The 11,983-nt window shown below is 67.8% G+C and carries 10 protein-coding genes; all 10 read left to right on the forward strand.

Features of this window, described 5'->3' with window-relative positions:
• Positions 1–13: 13 nt before the first annotated feature.
• The 10 genes from IDF66_RS20220 to metK all read left to right on the forward strand — a co-directional run bounded on the left by IDF66_RS20220 (position 14) and on the right by metK (position 11,956).
• The gene (locus IDF66_RS20220) at positions 14–1,360 is read left to right on the forward strand and encodes a dihydroorotase (protein ID WP_317628787.1); all 1,347 of its coding nucleotides are present in this window, start codon (positions 14–16) and stop codon (positions 1,358–1,360) included.
• A complete protein-coding gene (locus IDF66_RS20225) occupies positions 1,357–1,911 on the forward strand; it encodes a PH-like domain-containing protein (protein ID WP_190268331.1) in 555 nt (184 codons plus the stop codon). Before IDF66_RS20220 ends, IDF66_RS20225 begins: the two co-directional genes overlap by 4 nt.
• Complete coding sequence (gene carA, locus IDF66_RS20230) at positions 1,908–3,080, forward strand: glutamine-hydrolyzing carbamoyl-phosphate synthase small subunit (RefSeq protein ID WP_190268332.1); 1,173 nt, start codon at positions 1,908–1,910, stop codon at positions 3,078–3,080. Before IDF66_RS20225 ends, carA begins: the two co-directional genes overlap by 4 nt.
• A complete protein-coding gene (carB, locus tag IDF66_RS20235) occupies positions 3,080–6,415 on the forward strand; it encodes a carbamoyl-phosphate synthase large subunit (RefSeq protein WP_190268333.1) in 3,336 nt (1,111 codons plus the stop codon). The genes carA and carB overlap by 1 nt, the downstream gene beginning before the upstream one ends.
• Complete coding sequence (pyrF, locus tag IDF66_RS20240) at positions 6,412–7,248, forward strand: orotidine-5'-phosphate decarboxylase (protein ID WP_190268334.1); 837 nt, start codon at positions 6,412–6,414, stop codon at positions 7,246–7,248. Before carB ends, pyrF begins: the two co-directional genes overlap by 4 nt.
• 635 nt (positions 7,249–7,883) lie before the next feature.
• Positions 7,884–8,198, forward strand: coding sequence for an integration host factor, actinobacterial type (gene mihF, locus IDF66_RS20245; RefSeq protein ID WP_012834141.1), 315 nt, complete (start codon positions 7,884–7,886; stop codon positions 8,196–8,198).
• Positions 8,199–8,244: 46 nt separating this feature from the next.
• On the forward strand, positions 8,245–8,889 hold the full coding sequence (gene gmk / locus IDF66_RS20250) for a guanylate kinase (RefSeq protein WP_164307940.1): 645 nt from the start codon (positions 8,245–8,247) through the stop codon (positions 8,887–8,889).
• Between the two features lie 64 nt (positions 8,890–8,953).
• The gene (gene rpoZ, locus IDF66_RS20255) at positions 8,954–9,253 is read left to right on the forward strand and encodes a DNA-directed RNA polymerase subunit omega (protein ID WP_164307939.1); all 300 of its coding nucleotides are present in this window, start codon (positions 8,954–8,956) and stop codon (positions 9,251–9,253) included.
• Between the two features lie 17 nt (positions 9,254–9,270).
• The gene (gene coaBC / locus IDF66_RS20260; protein WP_164307937.1) at positions 9,271–10,548 is read left to right on the forward strand and encodes a bifunctional phosphopantothenoylcysteine decarboxylase/phosphopantothenate--cysteine ligase CoaBC; all 1,278 of its coding nucleotides are present in this window, start codon (positions 9,271–9,273) and stop codon (positions 10,546–10,548) included.
• A 196-nt stretch (positions 10,549–10,744) separates the two neighbouring features.
• Positions 10,745–11,956 carry a methionine adenosyltransferase gene (gene metK / locus IDF66_RS20265; protein ID WP_190268335.1) on the forward strand — a complete coding sequence of 404 codons (1,212 nt, stop codon included), beginning with the start codon at positions 10,745–10,747 and terminating at the stop codon, positions 11,954–11,956.
• Positions 11,957–11,983 lie beyond the last annotated feature (27 nt).

Raw genomic sequence — 11,983 nt, forward strand, 5'->3', positions numbered from 1 at the left:
TGGAGATGCAGAAGTGACTGCTCCGACAACCGGTTCGATCCTGATCGCCGACGTCCGGCCCTACGGGGAGGGCGACCCGATCGACGTTCTCGTCGTCGACGGCGAGATCGCCGACATCGGCACCGGCCTGACCGCACCGGATGGAGTCGACCGGGTCGACGGCGGCGGAGCCGTCGTCCTGCCCGGCTTCGTCGACCTGCACACCCATCTGCGCGAGCCCGGACGCGAGGACACCGAGACCATCCGGTCCGGTTCGTCTGCGGCCGCACTCGGCGGCTACACCGCCGTGTTCGCGATGGCCAACACCGACCCCGTCGCCGACAACGCGACCGTGACCGACAACGTCTGGCGCACCGGCCGGGACGTCGGACTGGTCGATGTCCACCCGGTCGGTGCCGTCACCGTCGGCCTCGCCGGTACGCAACTGGCCGAGATGGGCATGATGGCCGCAGGCGCGGCGGGTGTGCGGATGTTCAGCGACGACGGGAAATGCGTCGACGACCCCCTGCTCATGCGTCGCGCCCTGGAATACGCGAAGGGCCTCGACGTGCTCATCGCGCAGCACGCCGAGGAGCCACGACTCACCGTCGGTGCGGTGGCCCACGAGGGACCGAACGCCGCCCGGCTCGGGCTCAGCGGATGGCCCCGCGCCGCGGAAGAGTCCATCGTGATCAGGGATGCGCTGCTCGCCCGGGATGCCGGCACCCGGGTCCACATCTGTCATGCCTCGACCGAGGGCACCGTCGAACTGCTGCGCTGGGCCCGGGACCAGGGGATCGCGATCAGCGCCGAGGTGACGCCGCACCACCTACTGCTCGACGACTCGCGCCTGCTGGGTGCCGAGAGCACGGCGAGCGGACCGGGTTTCCCAGCCTATGACCCGGTGAACAAGGTCAACCCGCCGCTGCGGGAATCGCGGGACAAGCTCGCCCTGCGTCAGGCTCTCGCCGACGGCGTGATCGACTGTGTCGCCACCGATCACGCGCCGCACGCGGCACAGGAGAAGGCGTGCGAGTTCGCGCAGGCCCGCCCCGGCATGCTCGGTCTGCAGACCGCGCTGCCGATCGTGGTCGAGACCATGGTGACGCCCGGCCTGCTCGACTGGCGTGGCGTCGCGCGGGTGATGAGCGAACGGCCCGCGCAGATCGTCGGCCTGTCCGATCAAGGCCGTCCGATCGCCGTCGGCGAGCCCGGCAACCTCACACTGGTCGACCCGGACACGTCATGGATCGTCGACGGCGACGGTCTGGCCAGCCTGTCGCGTAACACGCCGTACGAGGCGATGACGATGCCCGCCACCGTGACCACGACGGTCCTGCGCGGTGTGGTGACCGCGCGTGACGGTGAGGTCGTGGGATGAGCGGGTTCGAGGTCGTGGTGGTGCTGATCGTGGTGCTCGTGTGGCTCGGTCTGATCGCACTCGTGCTGCGTGGCTGGCGGAACCGGGGGCGCCGTCAGGCCGATCTGATCGGTGACCTCCCGGCTGTTCCCGCCGGACTCCCGGTGCCCACACGTGGCCCCGACACCGGCCTCTATGTGGGCAGCACCATCGCCCCGAGCTGGCAGGACCGGGTTGCGGTCGGCGACATCGGCGATCGTGCCGCGGCCGAGATCTCCGCCTACCCCGAGGGAATCCTGATCGACCGGAAGGGTGCCTCCGCCATCTGGATCCCTCGACCGTCCATCACCGCGGTCCGCACCGAACGCGGTCTGGCAGGCAAGGTCATGACCGCAGACGGAGTCCTGGTGATCCGATGGGTCCTGCCCAGCGGCACCGAGATCGACTCAGGGCTCCGAGCCGACGACAAGACCATTTATCCCGGGTGGATCGCCGACCACGAGTCGGCGGCGGCGGCGCCGGATGCCGCCGCCGCGCCCGGTGACGACAGTGAACAGAGGAAAGATCAATGAGCACAGCAGTTCTGGTGCTGGAGAACGGACAGGTCTTCCGTGGCCGGGAGTTCGGTGCGACCGGCGAGACCCTCGGCGAAGCGGTGTTCTGCACCGCCATGACGGGCTATCAAGAGACCCTGACCGACCCGAGTTACCACCGCCAGATCGTGGTTGCGACCGCGCCGCAGATCGGGAACACCGGCTGGAACGACGAGGACGGCGAGAGCACCGGCAGCGCGGGCAGCGATACGGCGTCCGGCGACACCGGAAAGATCTGGGTGGCAGGGTATGCGGTGCGCAATCCCACCCGCCGCGTGTCGAACTGGCGTGCCACGACCTCGCTCGAGGACGAGTTGCGGCGACAGGGCATCGTGGGGATCTCCGGCATCGACACGCGCAGCATCGTCCGGGTTCTCCGTGACCACGGGTCGATGCGTGCCGGGGTTTTCTCGGGTGCAGCCCTGTCGGCCGACGACGAGCTCGTGGCCCGGGTGCGTGATCAACCCCAGATGAAGGGTGCCGATCTCGCGGGCGAGGTCACCACCGACACCGGCTATGTGGTGGAACCCACCGGCGGCGAGGCCAGATTCACCGTCGCGGCACTCGACCTCGGGATCAAGACCAACACGCCCAGGATGTTCGCCCAGCGTGGCGTGCGGGTGCACGTCCTGCCGTCGACGATCGGTCTCGACGCGATCACCGACCTGCGGCCCGACGGCGTGTTCCTCTCGAACGGCCCGGGCGATCCCGCGACCGCCGACGCGATGGTCGAGTTGACCCGCGCAGTGCTCGGGGAGGGGTTGCCACTCTTCGGGATCTGCTTCGGCAACCAGATCCTCGGGCGAGCGCTCGGACGGGACACGTACAAGATGAAGTTCGGCCACCGCGGCATCAACATCCCGGTTGTCGACCATGTCACCGGCAAGGTGTCGATCACCGCGCAGAACCATGGTTTCGCGCTGGAGGGCGAGGCCGGTGAGGAGTTCGATACGGACTTCGGGCGGGCGCGGGTCAGCCACGTGTGCGCCAACGACGGAACCGTCGAAGGCGTGGAACTGCTCTCCGGACAGGCCTTCTCGGTCCAATACCACCCTGAGGCCGCGGCCGGTCCCCATGACGCCGCGTACCTCTTCGACAAGTTCGTCACCCATCTCGAGGGTGACCGCGCACATGGAACGAGGGCCTGATGCCGCGCCGTACAGACATCTCCCACGTCCTGGTGATCGGCTCCGGCCCGATCGTGATCGGCCAGGCATGCGAGTTCGACTACTCCGGCACCCAGGCGTGCCGCGTCCTGAAGGCCGAAGGCCTGCGGGTGAGTCTGGTCAACTCGAATCCGGCGACCATCATGACCGATCCCGAGTTCGCCGACGCCACCTACATCGAGCCGATCACGGCCGAGTATGTCGAGAAGGTGATCGAGGCCGAACGTGACGCAGGGCACCCGATCGACGCGGTGCTCGCGACCCTCGGTGGGCAGACAGCTCTCAACACCGCTGTCGCGCTGCATGATCGCGGTTCGCTGGAGAAGTACGACATCGAGCTGATCGGCGCCGACTTCGATGCCATCCAGCGTGGCGAGGATCGGCAGATGTTCAAGGACATCGTCGCGAAGGTGGGTGGCGAGAGTGCCCGCTCACGCGTGTGCCACACGATGGACGAGGTCTACGACACGGTCGCCGATCTCGGCTATCCCGTCGTCGTGCGGCCGTCGTTCACCATGGGCGGGCTGGGTTCCGGCATGGCCTACGACCGCGCCGACCTCGAGCGCATCGCCGGGGGCGGACTGGCGGCATCACCGACCGCCAACGTGCTCATCGAGGAATCCATCCTCGGCTGGAAGGAGTACGAGCTCGAGCTGATGCGCGACAATCGCGACAACGTGGTGGTCGTCTGCTCCATCGAGAACGTGGACCCGGTCGGCGTGCACACCGGTGACTCGGTCACGGTCGCGCCGGCGATGACCCTGACCGACCGCGAATACCAGATCATGCGCGACCTCTCCATCGACATTCTGCGAGAGGTCGGCGTCGACACCGGCGGTTGTAACATCCAGTTCGCGCAGGACCCCACCGACGGCCGTCTCGTGGTCATCGAGATGAATCCGCGTGTGTCCCGCTCGTCGGCCCTGGCCTCGAAGGCGACCGGCTTCCCGATCGCCAAGATCGCCGCGAAACTCGCCATCGGCTACAGCCTGGACGAGATCGTCAACGACATCACCAAGGAGACCCCGGCCTGCTTCGAGCCGACGCTCGACTACGTGGTGGTGAAGGCGCCCCGGTTCGCCTTCGAGAAGTTCCCCGGCGCCGACGACACCCTGACCACGACGATGAAGTCGGTGGGCGAGGCGATGTCCCTGGGCCGCAGCTTCGCCGAGGCGTTGGGCAAGGTGATGCGGTCGCTGGAGACGAAGGCGGGCGGATTCTGGACCGAGCCGAATCGCCCGGATCCCGCGACCGTCGACCTCGACGGTCTGCTGGAGACGTTGAAGACGCCCAAGGACGGGCGGCTCTACGGGCTGATGCTGGCCTTCGAGGCCGGCGCCTCGGTCGAGCAGCTCTACGCGGCGACCGCCATCGATCCGTGGTTCCTGGCCGAGATCGGCGGTATCGCCGCGCTCGGTGCCGAGCTCCGCGATGCCGCCTCGCTCGACGAGGGACTGCTGCGAGAGGCCAAGAGCAGCGGCTTCTCCGATCGCCAGATCGCGGCTCTGCGAGCCGATTTCGTCGACGAGGCGGCGGTGCGCGAGTTCCGTCTCGCCGCGGGCGTGCATCCGGTCTACAAGACCGTCGACACCTGCGCCGCCGAGTTCGAGGCCAAGACGCCATACCACTACTCCACATACGAGCTCGATCCCGCGGCGACCAGTGAGGTTGCGCCGCAGCCGGATCGCCCCAAGGTGCTGATCCTCGGTTCGGGTCCCAACCGCATCGGTCAGGGCATCGAGTTCGACTACTCGTGCGTGCATGCGGCGCTCACCCTGTCGGAGGCCGGATACGAGACCGTGATGGTCAACTGCAACCCGGAGACGGTCTCCACCGACTACGACACGGCCGATCGCCTGTACTTCGAACCGTTGACCTTCGAGGACGTCCTCGAGGTCTACCGCGCGGAGTCGCAGTCCGGCACCGTGGCAGGCGTCATCGTCCAGCTCGGCGGGCAGACGCCGCTTGGCCTGGCCCACCGTCTCGCTGCCGCGGGTGTCCCGATCGTCGGGACCAGCCCGGAGGCCATCGATCTCGCCGAGGATCGCGGTGAGTTCGGCAAGGTGCTCACCGCCGCCGGACTGCCCGCCCCGGCGTTCGGCACCGCGACCAGCTTCGACGAGGCACGCTCGACCGCGGCGCGGATCGGCTACCCGGTGCTGGTGCGTCCGTCCTACGTCCTGGGCGGTCGTGGCATGGAGATCGTGTACGACGAGAAGTCCTTGGAGGACTACATCTCCCGGGCCACCGAGTTGACCACGGATCATCCCGTGCTGGTCGACCGCTTCCTCGAGGATGCCGTGGAGATCGATGTCGACGCACTGTGCGACGGCGACGAGGTCTACATCGGGGGCGTGATGGAGCACATCGAGGAAGCTGGGATCCACTCCGGTGACTCCGCGTGCGCGTTGCCTCCAGTCACACTCGGCCGGTCCGATATCGCGATGGTCCGTGCGTCCACCGAGGCGCTGGCCAAGGGCATCGGCGTACGCGGTCTGCTGAACGTGCAGTACGCGTTGAAGGACGACACGCTGTACGTCCTCGAGGCCAACCCGCGCGCCAGCCGTACCGTGCCCTTCGTCTCGAAGGCGACCGCGGTGTCGTTGGCGAAAGCGTGTGCGCGGGTCATGCTCGGTGAGTCGATCGCGGAGTTGCGCGGCCAGGGTTTGCTCGACGCGGTCGGTGACGGCGGTGAATCGCCAACGGACGCACCGATATCGGTGAAGGAGGCGGTGCTGCCCTTCAATCGGTTCCGACGCCACGACGGCAGCGGCGTTGACTCGCTGCTGAGTCCGGAGATGAAATCGACCGGCGAGGTGATGGGCATCGACGCCGACTTCGGGCGCGCGTTCGCCAAGTCGCAGACCGCCGCCTACGGCTCGCTGCCCACGTCAGGGGCGATCTTCGTGTCCGTCGCCAACAAGGACAAGCGGGCGCTGATCTTCCCGGTCAAGCACATGGCCGATCTCGGGTTCGAGATCCTGGCCACCGAGGGGACAGCGGACGTGCTGCGGCGCAACGGCATCGAGTGCCGGACCGTGCGCAAGCACTCCGAGGCCGAGTCGGGGGAGCCGACCATCGTCGACATCATCCGTGCGGGGGAGGTGGCGATGGTGATCAACACCCCGTACGGCAACTCGGGCCCGCGGGTCGACGGCTACGAGATCCGGAGCGCCGCCGTCTCGGTCAACATCCCGTGCATCACGACGGTTCAGGGCGCGAGCGCGGCGGTCCAGGGTATCGAGGCTGCGATGAACGGTCAGGTGAACGTCGAGTCGCTGCAGCGGCGGCACGCTGTGCTGGTGAACCGGCGGTGACCACGGCCTCGACGTCGGGATTCGCGACCCGCTACCTCGATGCGGTCGGGGAGCGTGGCCGGCTCTGCGCCGGCATCGATCCGCACGCCGAGTTGTTGGAGCAGTGGGGTCTGCCGGTCTCGGCGGACGGGTTGAGTCGGTTCGGTGACATCTGCGTGGAGGCCCTCGCACCGGTGGTGGCCGTGATCAAGCCGCAGGTGGCGTTCTTCGAGGTGTTCGGCGCGGCCGGATTCGGTGTGCTCGAACGGGTCATCCGGGGCTGCCAGTCGGCCGGGGCCCTGGTCCTCGCCGACGCCAAGCGCGGCGACATCGGGTCCACGATGGCCGCATATGCCACCGCATGGCTCGACGACAGGTCGGCCCTGTGCGCCGACGCCGTGACGGTGTCGCCGTACCTGGGTGTCGGATCCCTCGCCCCGGCGGTCGATGCCGCTCGGGCAGGGGAGCGGGGCCTGTTCGTCCTGGCGCGGACATCGAATCCCGAAGGTGCCTCGGTCCAGCTCGCCGACGCCGGTGGACGAACGGTCGGTCAGTCCGTCGTCGACGACGCCGCCGCCGAGAACGTAGACGGCACAGGCACTGTCGGGCTGGTGGTGGGCGCCACCCGTGCGCACGGTCTTGACCTGGGAGCCCTGCGCGGGCCCATCCTGGCGCCCGGCCTCGGTGCGCAGGGCGCGACAGCAGGCGATCTCCCCGAGGTGTTCGACGGTGCCGACACGGCGTGGGTGCTGCCCGCGAGCAGTCGGGCCGTCCTCCGCGCCGGTCCCGACGTGGGTGCGCTGCGCGCATCGGCGGAGCAGGCGCGCGACGACGTGGAGTCGGCACTGCGCTGACGGTCGCTTCGGTTGATCGACAGTGCTCTCTGATCGGCCCACAGTGCGCGCGTCGACGCATGAGGCGGCCGCGGGCCGTAGGACCCGTGATCGCCCGACCACGGCTGCATGAGGGGTATCTCTCCCCCGGTAGGCGTCTCCTGGTCGCACTCTCGGCGACGCTTCCCGCGCCGGTGCGGGCTCGGTGTCGAGGTGGTCACGCGACACGCGCGACGAGCGATCGATTCCAGAGAAATTCCTGATCATCACTCCCGTCACATCCGTATCAGTGCAGGCAGACGCGCAATTGGGCACCGAACGTCGTCGTCGGGGCGCTCCGGTCTGCAGGCGTCATCGGTGACCTGCGGTTTCTCGGTAAATTACGTAGTCAGAGCGCTGCCGCGATCGGTGTCGGGGCGATGGTCTACGTTCGAGGGGCGAGGGACGTTACAACACAGGAATCCGGTGGATTTCCCGGGGGTGGCACTCGCAAATGCCTGCTCACGTGAGTACGGTCGCTTTCGCCGCACCATTCGGCGGCGGTGGCGTTGTCGCTGATCGCGACCGCACCGGTCGCGCCGGCGACCAACCGCCATCAGGCGCCTTCGGGCACCTGGTGACAGTCCAATCGAAGACACGAAAGACGGAGGAACCCCGTGGCCCTTCCCCAGTTGACAGACGAGCAGCGCGCTGCAGCGTTGGAGAAGGCAGCTGCCGCTCGGCGGGCCCGCGCCGAGCTCAAGGAGCGCCTGAAGCGTGGCGGCACCGACCTCAAGCAGGTGCTGAAAGACGCGGAGAACGACGAGATCCTGGGCAAGATGAAGGTGTCGGCGTTGCTCGAAGCGCTGCCCAAGGTCGGCAAGGTCAAGGCGCAGGAGATCATGACCGAACTGGAGATCGCTCCGACGCGCCGCCTGCGCGGACTCGGCGATCGCCAGCGCAAGGCGCTGCTCGAGAAGTTCAGCTCCTGACCGAGCAGAAGCAGCGCGGACGCGTGACGACGACTCAGGTTCGGCGGTGACCCGACCGCCGCAGCAGCCGCAATCCGAGCGCACGAGGGGTCGACTGGTGGTACTGGTCGGCCCCTCCGCCGTCGGTAAGTCCACCGTGGTCTCCAAGGTGCGCGAGCTGCTGCCGACCATGCATTTCAGCGTGTCGGCGACGACGCGTGCACCGCGGCCCGGAGAGGTCGACGGACGCGACTACCACTTCGTGTCCGGCGACGAGTTCGACCGCATGATCGCCGACGACGAGCTCCTCGAGTGGGCCGAGATCCACGGCGGTCTCCAACGGTCGGGAACCCCGGTCAAGCCCGTCGTCGAGGCACTGGAACAGGGCGTTCCCGTGCTCGTGGAAGTCGACCTGGCCGGCGCGCGCAATGTGGTCCGCAGGCTGCCGGAGGCGGTCAGTGTCTTCCTCGCACCGCCGAGCTGGGACGAATTGGTGTCGCGGCTCACCGGTCGGGGCACCGAGACACCGGATGCGGTCGCCCGTCGCCTGGAGACGGCGCGCACCGAGATGGACGCCCAAGATGAGTTCGGCCACGTGCTCGTGAACCACCAAGTCGACCAGGTGGCCTCCGAGTTGGTATCCTTGCTGGTCGGGTCCGAGGATTCGGCGTCTCACCCGACCCCGACCGGACAATCGACCTCAGACGTTTGAGTAAGGCGGACGGCCGTCGCCACCCGATGGTCCCCGCACAGAGCACAGTGATGCAGGAGAATGCGTGAGCACCCAGACGAATTTCGACGTGACCGAGATCGCCGACGCCCCGGCTTATGAGACCCCGCTGGGTATCACCAACCCACCGATCGACGAGCTGCTCGAGCGTGCGTCGTCGAAGTATGCGCTGGTGATCTACGCGGCCAAGCGTGCCCGGCAGATCAACGACTATTACAACCAGCTCGGCGACGGCATCCTCGAATATGTCGGCCCGCTGGTGGAGCCCGGCCTGCAGGAGAAGCCGCTGTCGATCGCCATGCGGGAGATCCACTCCGACCTCCTCGAGCACACCGAAGGCGAATAGAGACCTCGGGCGCGGGGATGACCACAGCGCGCACAGGTACGCCGGGTACCCCACGACGCCGGGTTCTGATCGGTGTCGGCGGCGGGATCGCCGCGTACAAGGTCTGCTCGGTGATCCGGCATTTCACCGAGGCGGGCCATGAAGTCCGCGTGGTGCCCACCCGATCGGCCCTCAAGTTCGTCGGTGCCGCCACCTTCGAGGCGCTGTCGGGCAACCCCGTGACCACCGATGTCTTCGACGACGTCGACCAGGTTGCCCACGTGCGCCTCGGTCAGGGTGCCGATCTCGTCATCATCGCGCCCGCGACCGCCGACCTGATGGCACGCGCGGCATCCGGGCGCGCAGACGACCTGCTGACCGCGTCACTGCTCACCGTGCGATGTCCCGTCCTCGTCGTCCCGGCAATGCACACCGAGATGTGGGAGCACGCCGCGACCCAGGCGAACGTCGCGACCTTGCGTGAGCGCGGGATCACGGTGATGACGCCGGCGTCCGGACGCCTCACCGGTACCGACAGCGGTCGAGGGCGCCTGCCCGATCCGCAGGAGATAGCGATGATCGGCGAGCTGCTGCTCGAACGCCCGGACGCACTGCCCTACGACCTGGGTGGAGTGCGAGTGGTGATCAGCGCGGGCGGTACGCGCGAACCGCTTGATCCGGTGCGTTTCCTCGGTAACCGCAGTTCCGGCAAACAGGGTTTCGCGCTTGCGCGGGCCGCGGCCCAGCGCGGCGCGATCGTCACCGTCGTCGCGGGCTCGACCGCGGATCCGGGAGATCCGGCCGGCGTCGAGATCGTCCCGGTGGCGAGTGCGCAGGAACTGGCCGACGAGATGACCAAACGTGCCGCAGAGGCCGATGTGGTGATCATGGCGGCCGCTGTCGCCGACTTCCGGCCGGTGTCGGTGTCCGAGGCGAAGATCAAGAAGGGGGAGTCGGGGCCCGCGCCGATCGAGCTGACCACCAATCCCGACATCCTCCGCGGACTCGTCGAGAGCCGCGAGGCCGGCAACATTCCCGCGCAGACCGTCGTCGTCGGTTTCGCCGCCGAGACCGGCGACGAGACCGGCGGTGTGCTCGACCACGGTCGGGCCAAACTGCGTCGTAAGGGCTGCGACCTGCTGGTGGTGAATGCGGTGGGCGACGGCAAGGCGTTCGGGACCGAGGACAACACCGGCTGGCTGTTGTCGTCGAGCGGCACCGAGACCGCTCTGCCACTCGGCTCGAAAACGCTCATGTCGAGCAGAATCCTTGACGAGGTCCGTGCGCTGGTGCCAGATGGTGGCGGCACCGCCTGACCGGCCGGGCCGCCTCCGAAGGGTCGGAGCCGGTGTGTAGTTTGGAACGCGTTCACATCGGGTCCGACCCGAAGTGCCAGAACCCCTGTTCAGAAGTCACAATTGCTGAGTAGCCACAATTGCTCAACAGAGACAACCAACGGCAGCGACGACTGCCGGCGCGCCCGTCCGGGCCCGGAGAGCCTGAGAGGACCAGATGACCACCTCTGCGTCACGCCTGTTCACCAGTGAATCCGTCACCGAAGGTCACCCCGACAAGATCTGTGACGCGATCAGCGACTCGATCCTCGACGCGATGCTCGCCCAGGATCCGAAGGCACGTGTCGCGGTGGAGACCTTGGTCACCACCGGCCAGGTGCATGTGGCCGGTGAGGTCACCACCACCGCGTATGTCGACATCCCCGGCATCGTCCGCGAGAAGATCCTCGAGATCGGCTACGACTCGTCGACCAAGGGTTTCGACGGTGCGTCGTGCGGCGTCAACGTCGCGATCGGTGCGCAGTCGCCCGACATCGCCGGTGGTGTGTTCACCTCCCACGAGAGCCGCAGTGGCATCTCCGAGGACGAGATCGACAGCCAGGGCGCCGGTGACCAGGGACTGATGTTCGGTTACGCGACCGACGAGACCCCGGAGTTGATGCCGGTCCCGATCGCGCTCGCCCATCGTTTGTCGCGTCGTCTGACCGAGGTCCGCAAGAGCGGGGTGCTCCCGTACCTTCGTCCCGACGGCAAGACCCAGGTGACCATCGAATACGACGGCGACAAGCCGGTCCGGCTCGACACCGTGGTGATCTCGACCCAGCACGCCGCCGACATCGACCTCGACAACATGCTCACCCCCGACATCCGCGCGAAGGTGGTCGACTCGGTGCTCGCCGACCTCGCGCTGCCGGGTCTGGACACCTCGGCGGTCCGGTTGCTGGTCAATCCCACCGGAAAGTTCGTGCTCGGTGGACCGATGGGTGATGCCGGACTCACCGGACGGAAGATCATCGTCGACACCTACGGCGGCATGGCACGCCACGGCGGTGGGGCATTCTCCGGCAAGGACCCGTCGAAGGTCGATCGCAGCGCCGCATACGCGATGCGCTGGGTCGCCAAGAATGCTGTCGCCGCCGGGCTCGCCGGGCGTATCGAGGTCCAGGTCGCCTACGCGATCGGCAAGGCCGCACCGGTCGGGCTCTTCGTCGAGACCTTCGGTACCGAGCGCGTCGATCCCACCGTCATCGAGAAGGTGATCGCCGAGGAGTTCGATCTCCGGCCGCTGGCGATCATCCGCGATCTTGATCTGTTGCGTCCGATCTACGCACCGACCGCCGCTTACGGTCACTTCGGCCGCACCGATGTCGACCTCCCCTGGGAGCGCACCGACCGTGCCGAGAAGCTGCGGGCGGCCGCAGGCCTCTGAGCACGCGTGAGCGGGCCGCCGAGCGGC

Origin of the sequence: Gordonia hankookensis, assembly GCF_014673215.1 — a bacterium.
Taxonomy (GTDB): Bacteria; Actinomycetota; Actinomycetes; order Mycobacteriales; family Mycobacteriaceae; genus Gordonia; species Gordonia hankookensis.

Bases quoted from the DNA above. Each gene is read 5' to 3' on its own strand.
- IDF66_RS20225 (WP_190268331.1), top strand. From the start codon at position 1,357: ATGAGCGGGTTCGAGGTCGTGGTGGTGCTGATCGTGGTGCTCGTGTGG.
- carA (WP_190268332.1), top strand. From the start codon at position 1,908: ATGAGCACAGCAGTTCTGGTGCTGGAGAACGGACAGGTCTTCCGTGGC.
- carB (WP_190268333.1), top strand. From the start codon at position 3,080: ATGCCGCGCCGTACAGACATCTCCCACGTCCTGGTGATCGGCTCCGGC.
- coaBC (WP_164307937.1), top strand. From the start codon at position 9,271: ATGACCACAGCGCGCACAGGTACGCCGGGTACCCCACGACGCCGGGTT.
- metK (WP_190268335.1), top strand. From the start codon at position 10,745: ATGACCACCTCTGCGTCACGCCTGTTCACCAGTGAATCCGTCACCGAA.